Genomic DNA, 22,343 nt, shown 5'->3' on the forward strand with positions numbered 1-22,343 from the left:
CCGGGGGTGGACCGCCACCTGCCCTCGATTGCTCGTCGGGCCCTGATCGCGGCTGGTGCTGAGAGGTCTTCTCGTGCTTGTTGCCAAGCAGATCTCGGAGAAGGTGTGAACTGTCTGGGATTAGCCCTGACGCTGCTTGTGGCGCAGGTTCTCGCAGATCACCATGACGCGCCCGTTACGGCGGATCACCTTGCACTTCTCGCAGATCTTCTTGACGCTAGGCTGAACCTTCACGTAAGTCTGATCTCCTGTTGTGTGTCCACCCGGCGGGCAGACATAGCTCTCCCCGGCCGGGAACGACCGGGGAAGTTCTTACTTGTAGCGGTAAACGATGCGCCCACGCGACAGGTCGTAGGGCGACAGCTCCACGACAACGCGGTCCTCGGGCAGAATGCGAATGTAGTGCTGACGCATCTTGCCGCTGATGTGTGCGAGGACCTTGTGGCCGTTCTCCAGCTCAATGCGGAACATCGCATTGGGCAGCGGCTCGACAACTCGTCCCTCGACCTCGATGGCCCCGTCCTTCTTAGCCATGTCCTCCGCGATCCGTTGAGTGGCGTATGAGTGCATCGGCTACCGTCACCGGTACCCGCTACATGGCGCGTCTGCAATCTACGCAGGACGCACCGTTTTTCCATCCTACCGGCAATCGCCGACCAGGCCAAATGAGGGTCGGGACGGCCGGTGGTCCATCGAAGGGATACCGATACATGCGCGCGCTCGTCCAACGGGTCACGTCGGCAGCCGTCACCGTCGACGGCGAGGAGGTCGGACGGATCGCTCCGCCCGACGGCGGCCAGGGACTGCTCGTGCTCGTCGGCGTCGGCCACGACGACGACCCGGTCTCTGCGGCCAACCTGGCACGTCGGGTGTGGCGGCTGCGGATCCTCGACGACGAGCAGTCCGCGTCGGATGTCGGTGCCCCGGTCCTCGTCGTCAGCCAGTTCACGCTCATGGCCGACACCCGCAGGAGCCGGCGGCCGTCGTGGTCGGCGGCCGCGCCGCGGGCCACCGCCGAACCGCTGGTCGACGCGTTCGCCGACGCCCTGCGCGACCTCGGTGCCACCGTGGCGTCCGGTCGCTTCGGCGCCGACATGCAGGTGAGCCTCGTCAACGACGGACCGGTGACCGTCCTCCTCGAGGGGTGACCCGAAGACGTGGATACGCCGCGGCCGGCCGGTGCACGTGCACCGGCCGGCCGCGGCGTATCGCTCGGACTCGTCCTCAGTTGCCGCCGGGACGCAGCGTGAGGATGCGGGGACCGTCCTCGGTGACGGCGACCGTGTGCTCCCAGTGGGCGGCCCGGCTGCCGTCGGTGGTGACGACCGTCCAGTCGTCGCCGAGAACCTCGGTCTCGTAGGTGCCGAGGGTCAGCATCGGCTCGATCGCGAGCACCGACCCGACCACCAGGTGCGGGCCCTTGCCGGGCGCACCCTCGTTCGGCAGGAACGGATCCATGTGCATCTCGCGGCCGATCGCATGCCCGCCGTAGCCGTCGACGATCCCGTAGGACCGGCCGTGCAACTTCTCCGCGGCATGCGTCCCCAACTCGATGGCGTGGGAGACGTCGGTGAGCCGGTTACCGTCGATCATCGCGGCGATACCCGCCTCCATCGACAGCCGGGTGGCCTCGCTCAGCTGGGCATCGGCCTCGCTGAGCTCACCGACACCGAACGTCCACGCCGAATCCCCGTGCCACCCATCGAGGACGGCACCACAGTCGATCGACACCAGGTCGCCCTCGGCGAGGATGTCGTCGGCCGACGGGATACCGTGCACGACGCGGTCGTTGACCGACGAGCAGATCGACCCGGTGAACCCGTGGTAGCCGAGGAACGAGGGCACCGCGCCGGCATCCCGGATCACGGCCTCCGCCACCCGGTCCAGCTCCAGGGTGCTCACGCCCGGTTCGGCCGCGTCCCGCACCGCCACGAGAGCGGCCCCGACGATCGCACCCGCAGCCGCCATGGCGTCGAGCTCACCTGCCGTGCGGAACGGAACGACCTTGCGCTTGCGACCGAAGGCCATTACTTCCCCAGTGCGGCGAGAGCGCGGGCGTTGACCTCGTCGACCGGGCCGACGGCGTCGACGGTGACGAGCTGATCCGCGTAGTGGTCGAGCAGCGGTGCCGTCTCCTCGCGGTAGACGCGCATCCGGTTACGGATGACGTCCTCGGTGTCGTCGGCGCGGCCACGGGCCAGCATCCGCTCGACGACGACGTCGTCGTCGACCTCGAACGCCAGGACACCGTCGAGCTTGGCACCCAGGCCGGCGAGGATCTCCTCGAGGGCCCGCGCCTGATCGACCGTGCGCGGGAAGCCGTCGAGCAGGAAACCCTTCGCTGCGTCCGGCTCGGCGACCCGCGCCTTCACCATGTTGTTCGTGATCTCGGTGGGCACGAGGTCACCCGCGTCCATGTACTTCTTCGCCTCGAGACCGAGCGCCGTCTGCTGACCGATGTTGGCGCGGAACAGGTCGCCCGTCGAGATGTGCGGAACGCCGAGCTTCTCCGACAGGATGGCGGCCTGGGTGCCCTTCCCGGCACCGGGGGGACCAACGAGGACGAGTCTCACTTGAGGAACCCTTCATAGTTGCGCTGCATGAGTTGACTCTCGATCTGCTTGACGGTGTCGAGGCCGACGCTGACCAGAATCAGGATGGCTGCGCCGCCGAAGATGCTGCTGCCCGCGTTCCCCTGCGACAGGAAGAAGTTCGGCAGAACAGCGATCAGACCGAGATAGATGGCGCCCGGCAGCGTGATGCGGCTGAGCACGTACTGGAGATAATCCGCCGTCGGGCGGCCGGGACGAATGCCCGGAATGAAGCCACCGAACTTCTTCATCTCGTCGGCACGTTCCTCCGTATCGAAGGTGATCGCGACGTAGAAGTAGGTGAAGAAGACGATGAGCAGGAAGTAGATGAGGATGTAGACCGGGTTCGACGGGTTCACCAGATACTGGTTGACCATACGCTGCCACCAGCTCGGATCCGTGCTCGTGGTGGCCCCGGTGAGCTGCGCGATCAGGTTCGGCAGGTACAGCAGCGAGGACGCGAAGATCACCGGGATGACGCCGGCCTGGTTGACCTTGAGCGGGAGGTACGTCGACGACCCGCCGTACATCCGGCGTCCGACCATGCGCTTGGCGTACTGCACCGGAATCCGGCGCTGGCCCTGCTCGACGAACACGACACCGGCGATCAGCACGAGCGCCGCGACACACACGGCCGCGAAGATCAGGCCGCCGCGCGAATCGAGGATCGCCTTGCCCTCGGACGGGAGGCGCGACGCGATACCGGAGAAGATCAGCAGCGACATGCCGTTGCCGACACCGCGCTCGGTGATGAGCTCACCGAACCACATGACGAGAGCCGCACCGGCGGTCATGACCAGCACGATGACGATCAGGCCGAAGACGCTCTCGTCGGCGAGGATCGGTTGGCTGCATCCCTGCAGCAGCTGTCCGCGGGCCGCGAGCGCGACGATGCCGGTGGACTGCAGCACGGCCAGCGCAATCGAAAGGTAGCGCGTGTACTGCGTCATCTTCGTCTGCCCGGCCTGGCCCTCCTTGCGGAGTTCCTCGAACTTCGGGATGACGACGGTGAGCAGCTGCACGATGATACTTGCCGTGATGTACGGCATGATGCCGATCGCGAACACCGACAGCTGCAGCAGCGCTCCACCGGAGAACAGGTTGATCAGCGAGTAGATGCCGGCGGAATCGCCACCGGACACCTGGTCGATACACGCGCGCACGTTGCCGTAGTCGACACCTGGCGAGGGCAGCGTGGCACCCAGCCGATACAGGGCGACCAGACCGAGGGTGAAGAGGATCTTCCGCCTCAGGTCAGGAGTCCTGAGGGCCGAGACAAAGGCGGAAAGCAAAGATCCTCCTGGCGCACGACATACGGGGAGCCGACCTGATTGACCCGCCCTGTGGATTGCAGAACTCTAGAACTCTAACAGTGACACATGAAAACACAGCCCCGTTCCAGGGCTGCAGACTCTCCAGTATGCCCGCTTGCGGACCCCCGAAACGACGAAACGGCCGCAACTGTCCCTGGTGGGACGAGTTGCGGCCGTTCGTCAGCTGACGCGAGCTAGATCACAGCTCGGTGGTGGTACCACCGGCAGCAGCGATCTTCTCCTTGGCAGCGCCCGAGAACTTGTTCGCGGTGACCTGGACGGCAACCGTGATCTCGCCCTCGGCGAGAACCTTCACGAGCTGGTTCTTGCGAACCGCACCCGCGGCGACGAGCTCGGCAACGCCGATCTGTCCACCCTCGGGGAACAGGCGAGCGATGTCGCCGACGTTCACGACCTGGTACTCGGTGCGGAACGCGTTCTTGAAGCCCTTGAGCTTGGGCAGACGCATGTGCAGCGGCATCTGTCCACCCTCGAAGGCGGCCGGCACGTTCTTGCGTGCCTTGGTGCCCTTGGTGCCGCGACCGGCGGTCTTACCCTTCGAGCCCTCACCGCGACCGACGCGAGTCTTGTCGGTCTTGGCGCCGGGCGCGGGGCGCAGGTGGTGCAACTTGATGGTCATGGTTAGACCTCCTCAACCGTGACGAGGTGGCGCACCACGTTGATCAGACCACGGTTCTGCGCGTTGTCCTCACGGACGACGGTCTGACGGATGCCCTTCAGACCGAGGGTGCGCAGGCTGTCCCGCTGGTTCTGCTTGGTGCCGATGGTGCTCTTGACCTGAGTGACCTTGAGCTGTGCCATTACTTCACGCTCCCAGCCTGTGCACGAGCGCGCAGCATGCCGGCCGGGGCCACGTCCTCGAGGGGCAGGCCACGACGGGCTGCGACCTCTTCCGGACGCTGCAGACCCTTGAGGGCGGCAACCGTCGCGTGCACAACGTTGATCGCGTTGTCGCTACCGAGCGACTTGGCGAGGATGTCGGAGATTCCCGCGCACTCCAGCACGGCACGCACCGCGCCACCGGCGATCACACCGGTACCCGGGCTGGCCGGACGCAGCATGACGACACCGGCCGCCGCCTCACCCTGAATCGGGTGGGTGATGGTGCTACCGATGAGCGGCACGCGGAAGAAGCCCTTGCGAGCCTCCTCGACGCCCTTCTGGATGGCCGCGGGAACTTCCTTGGCCTTGCCGTAGCCGACGCCGACGAGTCCGTTGCCGTCGCCCACGATCACCAGAGCGGTGAAGCTGAAGCGACGACCGCCCTTGACGACCTTCGACACGCGGTTGATCGAGACGACGCGCTCGATGTAGTTCGACTTCTCGGCGGCGTTGTCCCGGCGGTTGTCGCGACGGTCGCGACCGCCGCGGTTGTCGCCCTGGTTCGGCCCATTCTGTCCGGCGGGTCCGCTTCCGCCGTCACGCCTTTGACGTCCCGGCATCAGGCATTCCTTCCGTTAGTAATGTTGGTCATCAGAACTTCAACCCGCCTTCGCGAGCAGCGTCGGCCAGAGCGGCGATACGGCCGCTGTAGGTGTGGCCACCGCGGTCGAAGACCACGGCCTCGACGCCTGCAGCCTTGGCACGCTCGGCGATCAGCTGACCGACCTTCGCGCCACGGGCCTTCTTGTCGCCGTCCAGCGCACGCACGTCCGCCTCGATGGTCGACGCGGCGGCAAGGGTCTTGCCGGCCAGGTCGTCCACGAGCTGCACGTGGATGTGACGCGAGGAGCGGTTCACGACGAGACGCGGACGCTCGGGGGTGCCGGAGATCTTCTTGCGAAGACGGAAGTGACGACGCGCCTTCGACAGACGACGCGTGGTGGACGCGTCCTTGCCCAGCGGAATCCGCTTGGCTTTCTGGTTTGCAGTCTGGCTCATATCACTTACCCGTCTTTCCGACCTTGCGACGGACCTGCTCACCCTCGTAGCGGATGCCCTTGCCCTTGTAGGGATCGGACTTGCGCAGACGACGGATGTTGGCCGCGATCTGGCCGACCTGCTGCTTGTCGATGCCGGCGATCGAGAACTTGGTCGGCGACTCGACGGCGAAGCTGATGCCCTCGGGAGCCTCGATCAGGACCGGGTGGCTGAAGCCGAGCGAGAACTCGAGGTCCTTGCCCTTGAGCGCCACACGGTAACCGACACCGTGGATCTCCATCTTGGTGGTGTAACCGGCGGTGACACCGACGATCATGTTCTGCACGAGGGTGCGCGACAGACCGTGCAGCGCACGGCTGCGACGCTCGTCGTCGGGACGGATGACCTGGAGGGCACCGTCCTCACCCTTGGCAATCGAAATCGGCTCGGAGATCGTCAGCGACAGGGCACCCTTGGGGCCCTTGACCGCGACGTCCTGGCCGTCGATGGACACGTCGACGCCAGCGGGGACGGCGACCGGAATCTTTCCAATACGCGACATTCTGGTGGCCTCCCTTACCAGACGTAGGCGAGGACTTCTCCGCCCACACCCTGATTGGCCGCCTGACGATCGGTGAGCAGGCCGGAAGACGTGGAGATGATCGCCACGCCGAGGCCACCCAAGACCTTGGGCAGATTGGTGGACTTCGCGTACACGCGGAGACCCGGCTTGGAAACACGGCGGACGCCGGCGAGGCTGCGCTCGCGGCTCGGGCCGTACTTGAGGTCGACGATCAGCGTCTTGCCGACCTCGGCGTCCTCGGTGCGGTAGTCCGCGATGTAGCCCTCGCGCTTGAGGATCTCGGCGATGTTCGCCTTGATCTTCGAGTGCGGCAGCTTCACCTCGTCGTGGTACGCCGAGTTGGCATTACGCAGACGCGTCAAGAAGTCTGCGATGGGATCAGTCATGGTCATGAGTTGACCTGTGCACCTTTCTCGTTGGGGTTCCCATGCAACACCGGATACCGGGCCCCACTCCCCCGCCGTGGCGAGGGGTGGGGCCGGCCCGGTCGTGGGCCTACAACGAAGTGGTTCTTACCTTCACCGTCCCGCGGTTACGGAACGGAAGTCTGTTGCGGCTGGTTACCAGGAGCTCTTGTGAACGCCCGGCAGCTCGCCCGCGTGAGCCATCTCGCGCACGCAGATTCGGCACAGGCCGAACTTGCGGTACACCGAGTGCGGACGACCGCACTTCTGGCAGCGGGTGTACGCGCGCACCGCGAACTTCGGCTTCTTGTTGGCCTTGTTGACCAGTGCCTTCTTAGCCATGGGCTCAGTTCTCCTTGAACGGGAAGCCGAGGTGCTTGAGCAGCGCACGGCCTTCTTCGTTGTTGGTGGCGGTGGTCACGACGGTGATGTCCATACCGCGCGGGCGATCGATCTTGTCCACGTCGATCTCGTGGAACATCGACTGCTCGTTGAGGCCGAACGTGTAGTTGCCGTTGCCGTCGAACTGGTTGCCCGACAGGCCGCGGAAGTCGCGGATACGGGGCAGCGCGATGGACACGAGACGGTCCAGGAACTCCCACATGCGGTCGCCGCGCAGCGTGACGCGCGCGCCGATCGGCATGCCCTCACGCAGCTTGAACTGTGCGATGGACTTGCGGGCCTTGCGGATCTCGGGCTTCTGGCCGGTGATCAGGGTGAGGTCGTTGACCGCACCGTTGATCAGCTTGGCGTCGCGGGCGGCGTCACCGACACCCATGTTGACGACGACCTTGACGAGGCCGGGGATCTGCATGACGTTCGCGTAATCGAACTCAGCGTTCAGCGCGTCCTTGATCTCCGCACGGTAGCGGGCCTTCAGACGCGGCTGGGTCTTGTTCTCGGTGGAGGTCATGTCAGATGTCCTTCCCGTTCTTCCGGGAAATGCGAACGCGCTTGCCGGTCTCCTCGTCGGTGCGGTAGCCGACGCGAGTCGGGTTACCGTCCGAGTCGACGACCATGACGTTCGAGACCTGGATCGGCGCTTCCTGCGTCACGATGCCGCCCGAGGAGGCGCCACGCTCGTTCGCAGAGACCGCGGTGTGCTTCTTGATGCGGTTCACGCCCTCGACGAGGACCTTGCCGGTCGCGGGGAAGGCCTGGATGACCTTGCCCTTCGCGCCCTTGTCCTTGCCGGAGATGACCAGCACGGTGTCACCCTTGTGCACCTTCATCACAGCACCTCCGGGGCGAGCGAGACGATCTTCATGAAGCGCTTGTCGCGCAGCTCACGACCGACGGGTCCGAAGATACGGGTACCGCGCGGATCGTTGTCCGCCTTGATGATGACGGCGGCGTTCTCGTCGAACTTGATGTACGAACCGTCCGGCCGACGGCGCTCCTTGGCGGTGCGCACGATGACAGCCTTGACGATGTCGCCCTTCTTGACGTTTCCACCCGGGGTGGCGTCCTTGACGGTGGCGACGATGACGTCGCCGACCCCGGCGTAGCGACGCGCCGAGCCACCGAGAACGCGGATGCAGAGAATCTCCTTGGCACCCGTGTTGTCGGCGACACGCAGTCGCGACTCCTGCTGAATCACTTACTTCTCCTTGACCTGGCTGTTATCGACCAGTACGAACCCAGGGGCTCGCGCTGATCGTGCGCGGCAGATTTCCGACCCGACGCGCGCGGTCCGTACCCGCCGATGGTGGGGCTGCCACTGTCGAACACAGGGCAACCCCACCATCGTACTGGATACACTGGAAGGCTCTTACTTGGCCTTCTCGAGAACCTCGACCAGACGCCAGCGCTTGGTCGCCGACAGCGGTCGGGTCTCCATGAGCTGGACGCGGTCGCCGATGCCGGCGAGGCCGTTCTCGTCGTGCGCCTTGACCTTCGAGGTGCGTCGGATGATCTTGCCGTAGAGCGGGTGCTTCACCCGGTCCTCCAGCTCGACCACGATGGTCTTCTCCATCTTGTCCGAGACCACGTAGCCGATGCGGACCTTGCGGCTGCCGCGCTCTTCGGTGCTGTTGGTGCTCACTGCCTTATCCTCACTCATGCTGCGTCACCTGCATCCGGACCGGAGGCCAGGCCGAGCTCACGCTCACGCAGGACGGTGTAGATGCGCGCAATCTCGTGACGGACCGTGCGCAGCCGGCGGTTGTTGTCCAGCTGGCCGGTGGCCATCTGGAAACGAAGGTTGAACAGTTCTTCCTTCGACTCGCGGAGCTTGGTGACCAGTTCCTCGTCGGTCAGCTCGCGGAGCTCTGCAGCAGGGCTGGTGGTTGCCATCAGAACTGCTCCTCCCTCGTCACGATCCGGCACTTGCACGGGAGCTTGTGCATCGCGCGGCGCAGGGCCTCACGAGCGATCTCCTCGTTCGGGTAGCTCATCTCGAACATCACCCGTCCGGGCTTGACGTTCGCGACCCACCACTCCGGCGAACCCTTACCGGAACCCATGCGGGTTTCGGCCGGCTTCTTGGTGAGCGGACGATCCGGGAAGATGTTGATCCAGATCTTGCCGCCACGCTTGATGTGACGCGTCATGGCGATACGAGCGGACTCGATCTGACGGTTGGTGATGTAGGCGGGCTCGAGAGCCTGGATGCCGTACTCACCGAAGGCCACCTGGGTCCCGCCCTTGGCGGCACCCGAACGGCTCGGGTGGTGCTGCTTGCGGTGCTTGACCCGACGTGGGATCAACATGCGTCAGCCCTCCTTCTGCTCGGTCGAAGCGGGTGCATCGGCGGTGGCGGTCGCAGCGCGACCGGCCTCGGTGCTGGTCGCGGTCGTTCCGGCAGCACCGGAACGACGCGGACGGCTCGGACGCTCGCGGCGCGGGCGGTCGGCCGGCGCGGCGGCGGACAGCTCACGCTTGCCACCGACGACGTCGCCCTTGTAGATCCAGACCTTCACGCCGATGCGACCGAAGGTGGTCTTGGCCTCGTACAGGCCGTAGTCGATGTCCGCACGCAGCGTGTGCAGCGGAACGCGACCCTCACGGTAGAACTCCGAGCGGCTCATCTCGGCGCCGCCGAGACGGCCCGAGCACTGCACGCGGATGCCCTTGACGTTCGGCTGACGCATGGCCGACTGGATGGCCTTGCGCATGGCGCGACGGAACGCGACACGGTTGCTCAGCTGCTCGGCGACACCCTGTGCCACCAGCTGGGCCTCGGCCTCGGCGTTCTTGACCTCGAGGATGTTCAGCTGGACCTGCTTGCCGGTCAGCTTCTCGAGGGCGGCGCGGATGCGATCGGCCTCGGCGCCGCGGCGGCCGATGACGATGCCCGGACGCGCGGTGTGGATGTCCACCCGCACACGGTCACGAGTGCGCTCGATCTCGACCTTCGCGATGCCGGCCCGCTCCATGCCCGTGGACAGGAGCTTCCGGATCTCGACGTCTTCCTTGACGTACTCCGCGTACTGCTTGTCTGCGTACCAGCGCGACTTCCAGTCGGTCGTGATGCCGAGACGGAAGCCGTGCGGGTTGATCTTCTGGCCCACTACTGACCACTTCCCTTCCGACGGTTACGACCCGAGGTGGCCCGGCCCGCGACACTTTCCACGATGACGGTGATGTGGCTCGAACGCTTGCGGATCCGGAAAGCCCGGCCCTGGGCGCGCGGCTGGAACCGCTTCAGGGTCGCGCCCTCGTCCACGAACGCCGTCGAGACGACGAGCGTCGACGGGTCGAGGTTCAGGTTGTTCTGCGCGTTGGCGGCGGCGCTGGCGATCACCTTGGCGACCGGCTCAGCCGCGGACTGCGGCGCGAACTTCAGGATCGCGAGAGCCTCGTCGACCGACTTGCCGCGGACGATGTCCACGACACGACGTGCCTTCATCGGGGTCACGCGCACGTGGCGCGCAACGGCCTTCGCAGTGGGGTTCTGAGTTTCAGTGCTCATCGGCGCTTGCTCTTCCGGTCGTCCTTGATGTGGCCCTTGAACGTCCTGGTCGGTGCAAACTCTCCGAGCTTGTGTCCAACCATCGAATCCGAAACGAACACCGGGACGTGCTTGCGTCCGTCGTGGACGGCAAACGTGTGACCGATGAAGTCCGGGATGATCGTGGAACGACGGCTCCAGGTCTTGATGACCTGCTTGGTGCCCTTCTCGTTCTGCACGTCCACCTTCGCAAGGAGGTGGTCATCGACGAACGGGCCCTTCTTCAGGCTGCGTGGCATCCTTCACTCCCTCCTTGACTAGCGCTTCTTGCCGGTACGGCGACGACGGACGATGAGCTTGTCGCTCGCCTTGTTCTTGCGGGTACGACCCTCGGGCTTGCCCCAGGGGCTGACCGGGTGGCGACCACCGGAGGTCTTACCCTCACCACCACCGTGCGGGTGGTCGACGGGGTTCATGACCACACCGCGGACGGTCGGGCGGACGCCCTTCCAGCGCATGCGGCCGGCCTTGCCCCAGTTGATGTTCGACTGCTCGGCGTTGCCGACCTCGCCGACGGTGGCGCGGCAGCGCACGTCGACGCGACGGATCTCACCGGACGGCATACGCAGCGTGGCGTAGGTGCCTTCCTTGCCGAGGAGCTGAATGCTGGCGCCGGCGGAGCGGGCCATCTTGGCGCCGCCACCCGGGCGCAGCTCGACTGCGTGGATGGTGGTACCGGTGGGGATGTTGCGCAGCGGCAGGTTGTTGCCCGGCTTGATGTCGGCCGTGGGGCCGGACTCGACCGGGGTGCCCTGCACCAGGCCCTTGGGGGCGATGATGTAGCGCTTCTCGCCGTCCGCGTAGTGCAGCAGCGCGATGCGGGCGGTGCGGTTGGGGTCGTACTCGATGTGAGCGACCTTGGCCGGCACGCCGTCCTTGTCGTTGCGGCGGAAGTCGATCAGCCGGTAGGCGCGCTTGTGTCCGCCACCCTTGTGACGGGTGGTGATGCGACCGTGGGCGTTGCGACCACCGCGACCGTGCAGCGGGCGAACCAGCGACTTCTCGGGCGTCGACCGAGTGATCTCGGCGAAGTCCGAGACGCTCGCGCCACGACGGCCCGGAGTAGTCGGCTTGTACTTACGGATTGCCATGAGTCTTCTCGTCCTCTATCTCTCGAGACCCGATCGCCTACGCGACCGGACCCCCGAAGATCTCGATGGGCTTGCTGTCGGCCGAGAGGGTCACGAGCGCGCGCTTGGTGTCCTTGCGCTTGCCGTAACCGAAGCGGGTCCGCTTGCGCTTGCCCTGACGGTTGGCGGTGTTGACGCTGGTCACCTTCACCCCGAAGATCTTCTCGACGGCGATCTTGATCTGCGTCTTGTTCGAGTCCGGGTGCACCAGGAAGGTGTAGGTGCCTTCCTCGATCAGCCCGTAGGACTTCTCGGAGATGACCGGAGCCAGCAAGATGTCGCGCGGGTCGGCGATGGTGCTCACTTGCTCTCCTCCTCGTTCTTTGCCGGGCCCGCGATGAAGGTGTTCAGAGCCTCGAGGCTGAACACGACGTCATCGCTGTTGAGCACGTCGTAGGTGTTGAGCTGATCGGGTGCGATGGGGTGCACGCCGTCCAGGTTCTGGACGCTCTTCCACGCTGCGATGTCCTCGCGGCCGACGACCAGCAGGAACTTCTTGCGGTCGGAGAGCTCACCGAGGAACGACTTCGCCGTCTTGGTGGACGGGACCTGCCCGGCGACCAGTTCGGTGATGACGTGGATGCGCTCGCTGCGGGCCCGATCGGAGAGGGCGCCACGCAGGGCGGCAGCCTTCATCTTCTTGGGGGTGCGCTGCGAGTAGTCACGCGGCTGCGGGCCGTGGACGACGCCACCGCCGGCGAACTGCGGCGCACGGGTCGAGCCCTGACGTGCGCGGCCGGTGCCCTTCTGGCGGTACGGCTTCTTGCCGCCGCCGCGGACCTCGCCACGAGTCTTGGTGGAGTGCGTGCCCTGACGTGCCGCAGCGAGCTGCGCAACGACGACCTGGTGCATCAGAGCGATGTTGGAGGTCGCGTCGAAGATCTCGGCGGGGAGATCGACGGTGCCGTTGGTCTGGCCACCGGCAGCCTTGACGTCGAGGGTCAGCTTGGTTGCGGTCTCGGTCATGCCGAAGCACCACCCTTCACTGCGGTCTTGACGATCACGAGGCCGCCCTTGCGGCCGGGGATCGCACCCTTGATCAGCAGCAGGCCGTTCTCGGCGTCCACCTTGTGGACCGAGAGGTTCTGCGTCGTGATGCGGTCGTTGCCCATACGGCCCGACATGCGCATGCCCTTGAACACGCGGCCGGGGGTGGCGCAGCCACCGATGGAACCCGGGCGACGGTGCACGGCCTGAGTACCGTGCGAGGCGCCCTGGCCGGCGAAGCCGTGACGCTTCATGGTGCCGGCGAAGCCCTTGCCCTTGCTGGTGCCGGTGACGTCGACGTATGCGCCGTCCTCGAAGACCTCGGCCGTCAGCTCCTGGCCGACCTCGTACTCGGAGGCGTCGGCGACACGGAGCTCGACGACGTGGCGACGCGGGGTGACGCCGGCCTTGGCGAACTGGCCCGAGGTGGGCTTGTTCACCTTGCGCGGGTCGATGGCGCCGAACGCCAGCTGCACGGCGCTGTAGCCGTCACGCTCTTCGGTACGGATCTGGGTGACGACGTTCGGCCCGGCCTTGACGACGGTGACCGGAACGACCCGGTTGTTCTCGTCGAAGACCTGGGTCATGCCGAGCTTGGTGCCCAGGATTCCCTTGATCTGATTAGTCATGTGTTATCTCCGCTGCGTCTTCCCAAGCTCACTGAATGTTGACGTCGACGCTGGCCGGAAGGTCGATGCGCATGAGGGCATCGACGGTCTTCGGCGTCGGGTCGAGAATGTCGATCAGCCGCTTGTGGGTACGCATCTCGAAGTGCTCGCGCGAGTCCTTGTACTTGTGCGGCGAGCGGATGACGCAGTACACGTTCTTCTCGGTAGGCAACGGCACCGGGCCGACCACGCGGGCCCCGGTACGGGTCACCGTCTCGACGATCTTGCGCGCTGACGCGTCGATCGCCTCATGGTCATAGGCCTTGAGCCTGATGCGGATCTTCTGTCCCGCCACGCTTAGTGTCCTTTTCTTGCCGCGTTTCGTAGAACCCGAACGTGCCGGGGACTACCTCGTCTGCACAGTCCCCGACTGGAAACCCGACACGAACAACAATTGCGCTCGAAACATCACTCGATCCGCTGCCGCTGTTCATGTGTCATGGTTCTCCGGTCCACGCGGTCGGGCGTGTCGCCCTGCCTCTTATTCCCGACCCTCGGAAAACCTCTCCGAGAGTCACGGAACATGCGCACCGGATGCACCCGCGAGGGGCGCAAAGTTGGGTACTGCTTCCGTCTTGCATCGCCGTGACCAGGCCCTTCGACCTGATGACTCGACGTCCATCCAGCCCGACTCGGGTCGTGACGGATCTCGATCCCGGTCAAGGCAACCCGATCAGTATGCCGTAGCCGTCCGCAGAGTTCAAATCCCTATTTTCGGGACATGCGAGGTCAGCGACCGTGCGTGCCGGTTTCCACCACCGCCCAACTTACTTACAAGTAAGGTTTGTGGTCATGGACTCCGCGACCACTCCCCCGACACTGCCGACCACCGCAACTCCCCGGGCGACCTATCGGAGTTGGCAGCGCTTGCCGCGCAACGGTTTCGGGCGCGCCCTGTTCTCGGTGGGCATGTGCGCGCGGGTGCCGTTCTTCGCGACGGTGCTGCCGACGGTGCGGGAACTCGAGCCCGGTCGGTGCGTGGTGTCGGCGCCGAAGTGGTGGGGTGTGCACAACCATCTGGGCACGTTCCATGCAATCGCGGCCTGCAATCTGGCGGAGATCGCGATGGGCATGCTCGCGGAGGCGACCGTCCCGTCGACACACCGATGGATTCCGAAGTCGATGTCGGTGGACTATCTCGCCAAGGCGGGGACGGGTCTCACCGCGACGGCGCAGCTGTCACACCTTCCCGACCTCGCCGGATGCACCGACGGCGTCGAGGTGGCGGTACCCGTGTCGATCGCGGACCGGACCGGAACCGAGGTGGTGCGGGCGACGATCACGATCTGGGTGACACCGTCCGGCCGATAAGGTGACCTGTCCCTCTCCTGTTCGCCGAATCACGGGGAACGTCGTGTCGATCGGTAACATTCGGGGGGACCGACATCGATTGACGAATGCGATGCGTGCAGTGCTTCGCGGCCGTCCGTGCTGGTGACCGATGCGAATTCGGCGGCCGGCCACCTACCAGCGACCCACAGCGGAGTGTGATGCCAACCATGCAGGACCACGCTGTCCTCGTCGAGGACGTGCACAAGTCCTACGGGGACGTGCATGCACTTCGAGGGATCAGTTTCTCTGCTCCGCGGGGGAGCGTGCTCGGCATTCTCGGCCCCAACGGCGCCGGCAAGACGACAACGGTCAAGATCTTGTCGACGTTGGTGCCGCCGACGTCGGGGCGGGCGTTCATCGCCGGCTACGACGTGGTCAAGGAGGCCGCGCAGGTGCGCCGGTCGATCATGATGACGGGCCAGTACGCGGCGCTCGACGAGGCGCTGACCGGTCGCGAGAATCTGGTGTTGTTCGGCCGGTTGATGGGTCTCGACGGCGCGTCGGCCCGGGCCCGCGCGGACGAACTGCTCGAGGAGTTCGATCTGGTCGAGGCCGGGAAGCGTCCGGTCCGCGGCTATTCGGGTGGTATGCGCCGACGGGTCGACATCGCGTGCGGTCTGGTGGTTCGCCCCGAGGTGGTTTTCCTGGACGAGCCGACGACGGGTCTGGATCCGCGTAGCCGTCAGGGCGTGTGGAATCTGGTGGAGACGCTCAAGCGCAAGGGCATCACGGTGCTGCTCACCACGCAGTATCTCGAAGAGGCCGATCTGCTGAGCGACAACATCATCGTGATCGACAAGGGCACGGTGGTGGCCGAGGGCACCGCCGATCAGCTCAAGGCACGTACGGGCGGCACGTTCTGCGATGTGGTGCCGACCGACCCGACGCAGATGCCGGCGGTGGTGCAGGTGCTCGGCGAGCTGGTGCCGCCGGAGGTGCGCGCGGAGGCGCTCGCCGACCCGGAGACGGACCGGATCTCGTTCCCGGCGCCGTACGGTGCCGCGACACTCAGCGAGGCGTTGCGGCGGCTCGACGGCGCAGGTATCGGGTTGGACGACATCGGGTTGCGTCGGCCGTCGCTCGACGACGTGTTCCTCTCCCTGACCGGTCATGCACCGCTGCATCTGCCGCAGGACGACGACGGTGACGGTCCGCACTCCGGTCCGATGCCGGCTCGGCAAGCTCCCCGGCCGCCGATGCCCCCGCAGCAGCAGGGTGGTCCGCGACCGCCGATGCCGCCGCCGAACGGCCCGCGTCCGCCGATGCCGCCGCCGAACGGTGCCCGACCTCCGATGACCCAACAGATGCCGATGCCGCCGGGCGGGACCCGCCCGCCGATGCCGCCGCCGAACGGTGCCCGGCCCCCGATGACCCAGCAGATGCCGGTACCGCCGGGCGGTCCCCGCCCACCGATGCCGCCGCAGCAGCCCCAACCGCAACCGCAACCGAACGGTCCGCGCCCGCCGGCGCCGGCGCCACGTCCGGAGGCTCGACAGTGAGTGCCGACGCCCAGCCGTATCCGCATCCGCTTCCGTACTCTTCCGCGCAGGCCGCCGAGGTGTCCGACGCGGACTCGGCACAGGTCGAGGAGCGGCGAGCGAGGGTTCCGGGTGTCGGTGCACATCGTCGCCCGAATCCGACGGGGCTGAGCCAGTGGCGCGCTCTCACCACCCGCGCGGTGGCGCAGCAGTTCCGTAACGGCACGATTCTGATCTCGGTGCTCGCCCCGTTCATCACGGGCCTCGGTTTCTATCTGCCGCTGAAGTTCATCATGAAGTTCCAGGGCATCGACTACGCGCAGTTCATTCTGCCGATCGTGGTGTTGCAGTCGATGTCCTACACCGTGGTGGGCATCGCCAATACCGCGGCACGGGAATCGGTGACGGGTCTGACGGCCCGGATGCAGACGATGCCGGTGGCCAGTTTGGCGCCGTTGATGTCCCGAATATCCGTGGGCGTGGTGCGCTCGATGGTGTCGTTGGTGGCGGCGGTCGCGTTCGGCTATCTGATCGGTTTCCGTTTCTCCGGTGGCTGGTTGACGATCGCACTGTTCTGTCTGATCGCGCTGGCGTTCTCGACGGTGCTGTCGTTCGGCGCCGACATGATCGGGTGTCTCACGCGTAGTCCGGAGGCGACGGCTCAGGCGTTGACGTTGCCGCAGTTGATTCTCGGCATGATGTCGTGCGGCTTCGTTCCCGAGTCGGGATTCCCGGAGTGGATTCGCCCGTTCGTGCGGAACCAGCCGGTGTCGCAGTATTCGTTCGCGCTGCGTGATCTCGCCGAGGGGCACATCAACTGGAGTGTCCTGTTCCCCTCCTTCATGTGGACCGTCGGCCTGGCGGTCGTGCTCATTCCGCTGGCGCTGTGGGCCAGCACGCGACGGAAGTGACGGCGACTGTGAGTCAGGGATCGACGCAGGTTTCGTCGGGACGGTCGGTCGAGGTCGTCGACATCGATTTCCCGGAGCCCAACGACCCGGCCGCCCAGTCGGAGCGGTCGGTACAGGCACTCGTGACGCACAGCCGGATGCAGTCGTGGCGGCTGCTCAAGCGGTGGTCGCGGGACCCCACGACGGTGGTGCAGGCGCTGCTGTATCCGGCGCTGATGCTGTTGATGTTCAGCATCGTGCTCGGTGAGTCGATCGAGAAGGCGACCGGTGTACCGGCGGTGTACGGCTATGTGCCGATGATGATCCTGACGGGCTCGATGTTCGGTTCGGTGGTCAGCGCGGTGGGGTTGCGGATGGAGAAGGAGAGCGGCCTGCTGGGCCGGTTCTGGACCATGCCGATCCATCGGGCGTCGGGGCTGGTGGGCCGGATGATCGCGGAGTCCGTGCGGGTCGTGGCGACGACGATCGTCATCCTGATCGCCGGCTTCGCGCTGGGTTTCCGATTCGATCAGGGTCCGTTGGCGGCTCTCGCACTGCTGCTGATCCCTCTGCTGTTCAGTGTCGCGTTCGCGATGATGGTCACTGCGCTCGCGACGTACGCCGGCAAGGCTCCACTGGTGGAGATCGTGTCGCTGATGTGCACGCTGCTGATGTTCTTCAACACCGGGTTCGTGCCGTTGATGGCGTACCCGAAGTGGTTGCAGCCGATCGTGGAGCATCAGCCGATGTCGTATGCGATCGACGTGATGCGGGGCTTGTCGCTGGGCGGTCCGGTGCTGACCCCGATGATCGGGACACTCGTGTGGTCGGTGGGCATGTTCGCGGTGTTCCTGTTCCCCGCGATCCGCGGCTACAAGCACGCGGCGCAGACGGGCGCGTAACAGTTCCGATTCATCCGCGACGTCGATCATCAAATCGTCTCGCCTAGATGTTGCGGGTCATGACGTTGTAGACACCGGGCCAGGATCGGGCCGAATAAAGTCGAAGGCCGCCGCAGACCAGATCGTGGCCCGGATCGAGGGATCGAGGCGCTGCGGCGGCAGAAGAAGTGGTCAGCACGCCGCATCGCCGTCGAAGGCGTCACCGTTTCGGTCCGCACCGTCGGCCGCCACCTGGTCCGCCTCGGTCTCAATCGCCGCAAGTTCCTCGACCCCAGCGGAGCGGACGATCGCAAGCCGGCGGCCACGATCGTCGCCCGCTACCCCGGCCACATGGTGCACGTCGATATCAAGAAGGTCGGCCTGATCCCCGACGGAGGTGGTTGGCGCATGCACGGCAAAGGCAGCGACCACGCGAAGAAGGTCGACCGAAGCAAGAAGCGAGGTACCCGCACCGGATACGTGTACCTGCACTCGATTGTCGACGGGTTCTCCCGCCTCGCGTACACCGAAGCCCTGAACGACGAGAAAGGCGTTACCGCAGTCGGTTTCATCAACCGCGCCAAGGCATTCTTCGCCGTCCACGGCATCGCCCGGTTCACCCGGGTGGTCACCGACAACGGCTCCTGCTACCACTCGGCGGCATTCGCCCGCACTCTCACCGGCACCCGTCACCAGTTCATCCGGCCCTTTCGCTCCACGACACAACGGGAAGGTCGAGCGCTACAACTTCGATCCTCGCGGAGGAGTTCCTCTACGCCCGCGACTGGACGTCAGAAGCCCAACGAACCGCCGCCCTCGCGGACGGAGCGCCGGGTTCGACGCTGCGACACAGTCCGTGATCTCCGAGTCGGCGCTGACACGTTCGTCGAGCCTGACTGGGCCGACGCGATCGAGAGTTTCATCCCCACGACCGCAGCCGGTCGGCGCGGTCGTGGGGATGATGACCGAGAGCGAAACCTCATCCGTTCTGTGCTGCGGCCTCGGCCTGTACCTCGTCGGCACGTACCTGCAAAGCCTCGAACTCGCTGACGAGAAGCCCTCGGTAGCCCTCCGGGTCCGGGAGAATCCCTGAGTCGAAGCAGACGGAGATCGTCAGCACATCACCGATCGACGCAATCATGTGGCTGACGCCACGACCGTCGACCACGCCGGTCATCTCCAACGACGACCGGACCGGCATGTCGAGGAAGGACAGGTTGGCAGCCCCACGAGGGATATTGCTTGCGATGGTGTTCGAAAAGCTGATCTGATCGGCATTCCCCTGCTGCGGTGCCGGCAGTTTCGTAGCAGCCCACAGCAGCGGAACAGGCACGTTCTCGACCCAGTTCTCGTTCCGTGCAGTCTCGCTGAACCGACGCTTCTCTACCGACGCCTTCTCGTGGATCGCCCTCAGCCGCCCCTCGGAATCGTCGATGTCCGTGCAGAGCGAGATCGACATGGAGCCGACCTGATTGCCGAGCACCGGTCCGGCCGTGCGCGTGGAGATCGGCACATGTACCGCGAGCGAATGTTCCGGAAGTTCGCCGGCCATGTCCAGGTAGCTCCGCATGGCACCGGAGATGACGGCAAGTGCCACATCGTTGACGGTACATCCGCCCAACGTCCGCCCGACCCGCTTCATCTCCTGCACACCGAGAGTGACGAAGGTGTGCTCGGCTTCACCCGTGAGTTTTCCGTTCAGCCTCGTGCGCGGAAGGAGAGGATGCGGTGACGCTACCGCCGTACGTGTGAACGATGTCAGTGACTTCCCGACCGCGCGAAGCAAACGCGTGAGTTTCACCGGCGTGTCCATCGCGGAGCGCAGGCCGGCGAACCGCTCCACCTCGAATCGCCACTGCTCACGCCGTTCGGGACCGAACAGGGTCCGTATGAGATGCGCGAGCGCCAGCCCATCGACCGCGGCGTGACTCATCTGGAAACCGACGACGGTTGCTGTCTCGGGGAATCCCTCGACGTCGGTTACGCCGGTGAACACCGACATTCGCCATGGCGGCATGCGCTCGGCCAGTGGTGTCATGCCGAGTCGAACCAACCGGCGTCCGATCTCGGACCATCCACTGGTCGTGCAGTGCTCCACTGTGACGTGGTCACGTACGTCGACGCCGGTTTCGACCCACCGCGGATACGCCAGGTGTCCACGGATGGGTGTGATCGTGCTCGTCAAGAGCGGTGACCTGTCGATCCGTTCCAGGAGCCAGTCCTCGACATCGCGCCGGGTCGGTGGCTGTTCTCCTTCTTCGAAGATCAGGATGTTCGTCACACACGGGCTGTCCGAGAGCCAGAACAGTGTGTCTGTAAACGACAGACGGGGGTCAACAGTCTCCATGGTTCACACCCCTTGAACTGCTGTCACCCGTGTAGACATACCTTCCACCCCACAAAGCCATCCGTTCCTCCCCTTCGCCCGTTCTGCCACTTGGAACGATGCGGTTGTGCTCCGCTTCCATCTGTAGGGCGCGGTCTGTCTGGCGATATGTAGATCGAACCGCTCGGCACCGTCCAACGGCATATCGCCCTGCGCAGCGGCGGCGGACCTTACCCCCGGTTCACGAGAACACGGGTGGCGGTTTACGCAGTTGATGCCAGCGTAACGGAGCGAAGGGGCTCGTAGACGTTCGGGGATCGGTGTCCGCACCAGGAGTACGGACACCGGGATGCTCACCCTCGCGGACAAGGGCCACGGCCTCGACGCTGACACCCGCTGCCGGAACACCATCCGGTCCGCGATACGCGCCCCAGCCGAACACGCGAACGCTCTGCAACGGATCAGCCTGTGCCCGTGGAGGATCGGGGCCGTCACTGCAGCGGCCCTCGTTCTTCCTCATCTACAAGCACCGGCCTGGTGAGGAAACCTCAGCGGAGTGTGCGGCCGATCCTTATTCGGTGTGCGCAACCAACTCCGCGCAACCGCGGCGGATCAACTCCAGGTAAGCCGGTAGGTCCCGCATCTGCGACGGGTCCGCGGTCACGCTCACGGCAAGTCTGTCCCCGATCGACGAGATCCGGTGGGCGACGCCGCCGGGGTCGACGAGGGTGCTCATCCCGAAGTTTGCGAACACCGGCGAACCACACAGCTGCCATCCGTCGGCCGGTCCCATCGGCACGTTCGTCACCAGCACGTGTGCACCGGTGATCGTGGACGATGTCTTCGGAAGCGCCTCGAACACTCGCACGGCCGTCCGGACGACGAACCCGGGCAGTCGTGGCGCCGACACCTCGGCGCGCACATTGGCCGGGCTCAGTTTGCGGTCGCGGTCGGTGCGTACCGCACGGTGCACGGCGTCGGCTCGCGCGACCGGATCCTCGATGCCGGCGTGTAGGTCGACGTATGCCGTCGTAAACCTGTTCCGGGTACCGGCGTCGAGCACGTCCCGGGTCGAGACCGGAACGGACGCCACGATCGGGCCTTCGATATCGCCGAGGTATGTGGCGAGCGCACCCCCGATCACGGTCAGCACGAGGTCGTTCACGGTGACGTCACCCATCCGGTGGGCTGCGCTGCGCAGTTCCGTGACACTGGAGAACACCGTGTCGACGACGCGGTCCGGGCCGAGTTTGCGGTTGATCGAGGTCCGCGGCAGCTGCGGCGGCGGGGATTTCCACAGCCCCTCCGCTTCCTCGGCTCGAACCTGCTTCTGGGCACGCACGAACCGGAGCAGGTCGACCGGCAGCCTGCCGAGCGTGACGGGCAGCATCGCGACCGCTTTCGCCATCGTGGCGAATCGTGACGTCGAGCCGGTCGGGGTGCACTCCGCAGCGATATCCGACGAGAACAGTGCTCGGGCGATCTCGGTGGCTCCCATGCCGTCGGCTACCGAATGGTGCATCTTCACGACCGCTACGTCCGACGGGTCGTCCCGGCCGTCGACGCCGCGCACACCCTGGATCAGGTGCACCTCCCACAGCGGCTTCGCCCAGTCGAACGGTTCGGCATGGATCGTCGGTAGCAGCACGCAGAGTTCGGCCCAGTCCTCGGCGGTGTGCACACGGATGTGGCGGTCCGGGGTGAACTGTGGATCGTCCGACCAGATCGGCAGTCCGATGTCGCCGAACGGTCTCACCATCCGCTGTCGGAGAGGCGCGAGGCTCGCCGCCCGATCCGCGATCCATCGGACGAGATCGCTCGCAGGTCGCCCGCTCGCTTCGAACGCGTAGGCGGACATCAATGTCTGTGGAGAGCAGGAGGTTTCGACGTACGCGAAGATTGCGTCGCGATACTCGACGGTACTCAT

At 65.6% G+C, this 22,343-nt stretch carries 32 protein-coding genes and 3 pseudogenes; 7 read left to right on the forward strand and 28 right to left on the reverse strand.

Translation table 11 applies throughout. The features are described 5' to 3' along the window. Positions 1 to 120 precede the first annotated feature (120 nt). A complete protein-coding gene (gene rpmJ, locus Q5696_RS16490) occupies positions 121 to 234 on the reverse strand; it encodes a 50S ribosomal protein L36 (protein WP_003938068.1) in 114 nt (37 codons plus the stop codon). Positions 235 to 312: 78 nt separating this feature from the next. Next, positions 313 to 534 carry a translation initiation factor IF-1 gene (infA, locus tag Q5696_RS16495; RefSeq protein WP_003418601.1) on the reverse strand — a complete coding sequence of 74 codons (222 nt, stop codon included), beginning with the start codon at positions 532 to 534 and terminating at the stop codon, positions 313 to 315. Between the two features lie 176 nt (positions 535 to 710). On the opposite strand from infA, the gene dtd reads away from it, so the two are divergent. After that, positions 711 to 1,148, forward strand: a complete 438-nt coding sequence (gene dtd, locus Q5696_RS16500) for a D-aminoacyl-tRNA deacylase (protein WP_305092352.1) — start codon at positions 711 to 713, stop codon at positions 1,146 to 1,148. A 76-nt stretch (positions 1,149 to 1,224) separates the two neighbouring features. On the opposite strand, the gene map is transcribed toward dtd, so the two are convergent. From map to rpsJ, 24 genes are all read right to left on the reverse strand, one after another. After that, the gene (map, locus tag Q5696_RS16505) at positions 1,225 to 2,028 is read right to left on the reverse strand and encodes a type I methionyl aminopeptidase (RefSeq protein WP_305092353.1); all 804 of its coding nucleotides are present in this window, start codon (positions 2,026 to 2,028) and stop codon (positions 1,225 to 1,227) included. Next, complete coding sequence (locus Q5696_RS16510) at positions 2,028 to 2,573, reverse strand: adenylate kinase (protein WP_305092354.1); 546 nt, start codon at positions 2,571 to 2,573, stop codon at positions 2,028 to 2,030. Before Q5696_RS16510 ends, map begins: the two co-directional genes overlap by 1 nt. Beyond that, positions 2,570 to 3,883: a preprotein translocase subunit SecY gene (gene secY, locus Q5696_RS16515; protein WP_305092355.1), complete on the reverse strand. Its 1,314-nt coding sequence runs from the start codon at positions 3,881 to 3,883 to the stop codon at positions 2,570 to 2,572. The genes Q5696_RS16510 and secY overlap by 4 nt, the downstream gene beginning before the upstream one ends. Positions 3,884 to 4,103: 220 nt before the next feature. Continuing rightward, complete coding sequence (gene rplO, locus Q5696_RS16520) at positions 4,104 to 4,544, reverse strand: 50S ribosomal protein L15 (RefSeq protein ID WP_305092356.1); 441 nt, start codon at positions 4,542 to 4,544, stop codon at positions 4,104 to 4,106. A gap of 2 nt (positions 4,545 to 4,546) precedes the next feature. Further along, positions 4,547 to 4,726 carry a 50S ribosomal protein L30 gene (gene rpmD / locus Q5696_RS16525; protein ID WP_305092357.1) on the reverse strand — a complete coding sequence of 60 codons (180 nt, stop codon included), beginning with the start codon at positions 4,724 to 4,726 and terminating at the stop codon, positions 4,547 to 4,549. Next, on the reverse strand, positions 4,726 to 5,367 hold the full coding sequence (gene rpsE, locus Q5696_RS16530) for a 30S ribosomal protein S5 (protein ID WP_305092358.1): 642 nt from the start codon (positions 5,365 to 5,367) through the stop codon (positions 4,726 to 4,728). Before rpsE ends, rpmD begins: the two co-directional genes overlap by 1 nt. A gap of 31 nt (positions 5,368 to 5,398) precedes the next feature. After that, the gene (rplR, locus tag Q5696_RS16535; RefSeq protein WP_305092359.1) at positions 5,399 to 5,806 is read right to left on the reverse strand and encodes a 50S ribosomal protein L18; all 408 of its coding nucleotides are present in this window, start codon (positions 5,804 to 5,806) and stop codon (positions 5,399 to 5,401) included. 1 nt (position 5,807) lies between these two features. Next, positions 5,808 to 6,347, reverse strand: coding sequence for a 50S ribosomal protein L6 (gene rplF, locus Q5696_RS16540; protein ID WP_305092360.1), 540 nt, complete (start codon positions 6,345 to 6,347; stop codon positions 5,808 to 5,810). A gap of 14 nt (positions 6,348 to 6,361) precedes the next feature. Next, on the reverse strand, positions 6,362 to 6,760 hold the full coding sequence (gene rpsH / locus Q5696_RS16545; protein ID WP_031937772.1) for a 30S ribosomal protein S8: 399 nt from the start codon (positions 6,758 to 6,760) through the stop codon (positions 6,362 to 6,364). Positions 6,761 to 6,928: 168 nt separating this feature from the next. Beyond that, entirely contained in the window at positions 6,929 to 7,114 is a 186-nt protein-coding gene (locus Q5696_RS16550; RefSeq protein ID WP_305092361.1) for a type Z 30S ribosomal protein S14, read from the reverse strand. Between the two features lie 4 nt (positions 7,115 to 7,118). Continuing rightward, the gene (gene rplE / locus Q5696_RS16555) at positions 7,119 to 7,685 is read right to left on the reverse strand and encodes a 50S ribosomal protein L5 (RefSeq protein WP_305092362.1); all 567 of its coding nucleotides are present in this window, start codon (positions 7,683 to 7,685) and stop codon (positions 7,119 to 7,121) included. A gap of 1 nt (position 7,686) precedes the next feature. Further along, positions 7,687 to 8,004: a 50S ribosomal protein L24 gene (gene rplX, locus Q5696_RS16560; RefSeq protein WP_305092363.1), complete on the reverse strand. Its 318-nt coding sequence runs from the start codon at positions 8,002 to 8,004 to the stop codon at positions 7,687 to 7,689. Further along, positions 8,004 to 8,372: a 50S ribosomal protein L14 gene (rplN, locus tag Q5696_RS16565; protein ID WP_305092364.1), complete on the reverse strand. Its 369-nt coding sequence runs from the start codon at positions 8,370 to 8,372 to the stop codon at positions 8,004 to 8,006. Before rplN ends, rplX begins: the two co-directional genes overlap by 1 nt. Positions 8,373 to 8,543: 171 nt before the next feature. Then, positions 8,544 to 8,834, reverse strand: a complete 291-nt coding sequence (gene rpsQ, locus Q5696_RS16570; RefSeq protein ID WP_305092365.1) for a 30S ribosomal protein S17 — start codon at positions 8,832 to 8,834, stop codon at positions 8,544 to 8,546. Beyond that, positions 8,831 to 9,067, reverse strand: a complete 237-nt coding sequence (gene rpmC / locus Q5696_RS16575; protein WP_137799456.1) for a 50S ribosomal protein L29 — start codon at positions 9,065 to 9,067, stop codon at positions 8,831 to 8,833. Before rpmC ends, rpsQ begins: the two co-directional genes overlap by 4 nt. Continuing rightward, a complete protein-coding gene (gene rplP, locus Q5696_RS16580; RefSeq protein ID WP_031937766.1) occupies positions 9,067 to 9,483 on the reverse strand; it encodes a 50S ribosomal protein L16 in 417 nt (138 codons plus the stop codon). Before rplP ends, rpmC begins: the two co-directional genes overlap by 1 nt. Positions 9,484 to 9,486: 3 nt before the next feature. Beyond that, on the reverse strand, positions 9,487 to 10,284 hold the full coding sequence (rpsC, locus tag Q5696_RS16585; protein ID WP_305092366.1) for a 30S ribosomal protein S3: 798 nt from the start codon (positions 10,282 to 10,284) through the stop codon (positions 9,487 to 9,489). After that, entirely contained in the window at positions 10,284 to 10,685 is a 402-nt protein-coding gene (gene rplV / locus Q5696_RS16590; RefSeq protein WP_305092367.1) for a 50S ribosomal protein L22, read from the reverse strand. Before rplV ends, rpsC begins: the two co-directional genes overlap by 1 nt. Continuing rightward, a complete protein-coding gene (rpsS, locus tag Q5696_RS16595; protein WP_005518370.1) occupies positions 10,682 to 10,963 on the reverse strand; it encodes a 30S ribosomal protein S19 in 282 nt (93 codons plus the stop codon). Before rpsS ends, rplV begins: the two co-directional genes overlap by 4 nt. An 18-nt stretch (positions 10,964 to 10,981) precedes the next feature. Then, on the reverse strand, positions 10,982 to 11,815 hold the full coding sequence (rplB, locus tag Q5696_RS16600) for a 50S ribosomal protein L2 (protein ID WP_305092369.1): 834 nt from the start codon (positions 11,813 to 11,815) through the stop codon (positions 10,982 to 10,984). 37 nt (positions 11,816 to 11,852) lie between these two features. After that, complete coding sequence (gene rplW / locus Q5696_RS16605) at positions 11,853 to 12,158, reverse strand: 50S ribosomal protein L23 (RefSeq protein ID WP_127946084.1); 306 nt, start codon at positions 12,156 to 12,158, stop codon at positions 11,853 to 11,855. Then, positions 12,155 to 12,820, reverse strand: a complete 666-nt coding sequence (rplD, locus tag Q5696_RS16610) for a 50S ribosomal protein L4 (RefSeq protein ID WP_305092370.1) — start codon at positions 12,818 to 12,820, stop codon at positions 12,155 to 12,157. The genes rplW and rplD overlap by 4 nt, the downstream gene beginning before the upstream one ends. Next, complete coding sequence (rplC, locus tag Q5696_RS16615; protein WP_305092371.1) at positions 12,817 to 13,470, reverse strand: 50S ribosomal protein L3; 654 nt, start codon at positions 13,468 to 13,470, stop codon at positions 12,817 to 12,819. Before rplC ends, rplD begins: the two co-directional genes overlap by 4 nt. Before the next feature lie 28 nt (positions 13,471 to 13,498). Next, positions 13,499 to 13,804: a 30S ribosomal protein S10 gene (gene rpsJ / locus Q5696_RS16620; RefSeq protein ID WP_003938093.1), complete on the reverse strand. Its 306-nt coding sequence runs from the start codon at positions 13,802 to 13,804 to the stop codon at positions 13,499 to 13,501. A 497-nt stretch (positions 13,805 to 14,301) separates the two neighbouring features. Between rpsJ and Q5696_RS16625 the strand changes: the two genes are divergently transcribed. The 5 genes and pseudogenes from Q5696_RS16625 to Q5696_RS16645 form a co-directional block, all read left to right on the forward strand. Continuing rightward, positions 14,302 to 14,820, forward strand: a complete 519-nt coding sequence (locus Q5696_RS16625; RefSeq protein ID WP_305092372.1) for a hotdog fold domain-containing protein — start codon at positions 14,302 to 14,304, stop codon at positions 14,818 to 14,820. A 179-nt stretch (positions 14,821 to 14,999) separates the two neighbouring features. Continuing rightward, a pseudogene (locus tag Q5696_RS16630) lies at positions 15,000 to 15,953 on the forward strand (ATP-binding cassette domain-containing protein); the annotation flags it as partial. Between the two features lie 446 nt (positions 15,954 to 16,399). Beyond that, the gene (locus Q5696_RS16635) at positions 16,400 to 17,230 is read left to right on the forward strand and encodes an ABC transporter permease (protein ID WP_305095342.1); all 831 of its coding nucleotides are present in this window, start codon (positions 16,400 to 16,402) and stop codon (positions 17,228 to 17,230) included. Between the two features lie 8 nt (positions 17,231 to 17,238). Beyond that, positions 17,239 to 18,111 carry an ABC transporter permease gene (locus Q5696_RS16640; protein WP_370654811.1) on the forward strand — a complete coding sequence of 291 codons (873 nt, stop codon included), beginning with the start codon at positions 17,239 to 17,241 and terminating at the stop codon, positions 18,109 to 18,111. A gap of 141 nt (positions 18,112 to 18,252) precedes the next feature. Beyond that, positions 18,253 to 18,908, forward strand: a pseudogene (locus tag Q5696_RS16645) (DDE-type integrase/transposase/recombinase); the annotation flags it as partial. Between the two features lie 161 nt (positions 18,909 to 19,069). Here Q5696_RS16645 and Q5696_RS16650 read toward each other — a convergent pair. Next, positions 19,070 to 20,437, reverse strand: a complete 1,368-nt coding sequence (locus tag Q5696_RS16650) for a wax ester/triacylglycerol synthase domain-containing protein (RefSeq protein WP_305092373.1) — start codon at positions 20,435 to 20,437, stop codon at positions 19,070 to 19,072. A gap of 277 nt (positions 20,438 to 20,714) precedes the next feature. On the opposite strand from Q5696_RS16650, the pseudogene Q5696_RS16655 reads away from it, so the two are divergent. Beyond that, positions 20,715 to 20,957, forward strand: a pseudogene (locus Q5696_RS16655) (IS5/IS1182 family transposase); the annotation flags it as partial. Positions 20,958 to 20,987: 30 nt separating this feature from the next. Here Q5696_RS16655 and Q5696_RS16660 read toward each other — a convergent pair. Further along, on the reverse strand, positions 20,988 to 22,343 hold the full coding sequence (locus tag Q5696_RS16660) for a wax ester/triacylglycerol synthase domain-containing protein (RefSeq protein ID WP_305092374.1): 1,356 nt from the start codon (positions 22,341 to 22,343) through the stop codon (positions 20,988 to 20,990).

The sequence above is a fragment of the Prescottella sp. R16 genome, assembly GCF_030656875.1.
Lineage (GTDB): Bacteria > Actinomycetota > Actinomycetes > Mycobacteriales > Mycobacteriaceae > Prescottella.

Excerpts from the sequence above, each read along its gene's own strand:
- infA (WP_003418601.1), bottom strand. The coding sequence starts at position 534 with ATGGCTAAGAAGGACGGGGCCATCGAGGTCGAGGGACGAGTTGTCGAG.
- dtd (WP_305092352.1), top strand. The coding sequence starts at position 711 with ATGCGCGCGCTCGTCCAACGGGTCACGTCGGCAGCCGTCACCGTCGAC.
- map (WP_305092353.1), bottom strand. The coding sequence starts at position 2,028 with ATGGCCTTCGGTCGCAAGCGCAAGGTCGTTCCGTTCCGCACGGCAGGT.
- rplO (WP_305092356.1), bottom strand. The coding sequence starts at position 4,544 with ATGACCATCAAGTTGCACCACCTGCGCCCCGCGCCCGGCGCCAAGACC.
- rpmD (WP_305092357.1), bottom strand. The coding sequence starts at position 4,726 with ATGGCACAGCTCAAGGTCACTCAGGTCAAGAGCACCATCGGCACCAAG.
- rpsE (WP_305092358.1), bottom strand. The coding sequence starts at position 5,367 with ATGCCGGGACGTCAAAGGCGTGACGGCGGAAGCGGACCCGCCGGACAG.
- rplR (WP_305092359.1), bottom strand. The coding sequence starts at position 5,806 with ATGAGCCAGACTGCAAACCAGAAAGCCAAGCGGATTCCGCTGGGCAAG.
- rplF (WP_305092360.1), bottom strand. The coding sequence starts at position 6,347 with ATGTCGCGTATTGGAAAGATTCCGGTCGCCGTCCCCGCTGGCGTCGAC.
- rpsH (WP_031937772.1), bottom strand. The coding sequence starts at position 6,760 with ATGACCATGACTGATCCCATCGCAGACTTCTTGACGCGTCTGCGTAAT.
- Q5696_RS16550 (WP_305092361.1), bottom strand. The coding sequence starts at position 7,114 with ATGGCTAAGAAGGCACTGGTCAACAAGGCCAACAAGAAGCCGAAGTTC.
- rplE (WP_305092362.1), bottom strand. The coding sequence starts at position 7,685 with ATGACCTCCACCGAGAACAAGACCCAGCCGCGTCTGAAGGCCCGCTAC.
- rplX (WP_305092363.1), bottom strand. The coding sequence starts at position 8,004 with ATGAAGGTGCACAAGGGTGACACCGTGCTGGTCATCTCCGGCAAGGAC.
- rpsQ (WP_305092365.1), bottom strand. The coding sequence starts at position 8,834 with ATGAGTGAGGATAAGGCAGTGAGCACCAACAGCACCGAAGAGCGCGGC.
- rpmC (WP_137799456.1), bottom strand. The coding sequence starts at position 9,067 with ATGGCAACCACCAGCCCTGCTGCAGAGCTCCGCGAGCTGACCGACGAG.
- rplP (WP_031937766.1), bottom strand. The coding sequence starts at position 9,483 with ATGTTGATCCCACGTCGGGTCAAGCACCGCAAGCAGCACCACCCGAGC.
- rplV (WP_305092367.1), bottom strand. The coding sequence starts at position 10,685 with ATGAGCACTGAAACTCAGAACCCCACTGCGAAGGCCGTTGCGCGCCAC.
- rpsS (WP_005518370.1), bottom strand. The coding sequence starts at position 10,963 with ATGCCACGCAGCCTGAAGAAGGGCCCGTTCGTCGATGACCACCTCCTT.
- rplB (WP_305092369.1), bottom strand. The coding sequence starts at position 11,815 with ATGGCAATCCGTAAGTACAAGCCGACTACTCCGGGCCGTCGTGGCGCG.
- rplD (WP_305092370.1), bottom strand. The coding sequence starts at position 12,820 with ATGACCGAGACCGCAACCAAGCTGACCCTCGACGTCAAGGCTGCCGGT.
- rplC (WP_305092371.1), bottom strand. The coding sequence starts at position 13,470 with ATGACTAATCAGATCAAGGGAATCCTGGGCACCAAGCTCGGCATGACC.
- Q5696_RS16625 (WP_305092372.1), top strand. The coding sequence starts at position 14,302 with ATGGACTCCGCGACCACTCCCCCGACACTGCCGACCACCGCAACTCCC.
- Q5696_RS16650 (WP_305092373.1), bottom strand. The coding sequence starts at position 20,437 with ATGGAGACTGTTGACCCCCGTCTGTCGTTTACAGACACACTGTTCTGG.
- Q5696_RS16660 (WP_305092374.1), bottom strand. The coding sequence starts at position 22,343 with ATGAGTACCGTCGAGTATCGCGACGCAATCTTCGCGTACGTCGAAACC.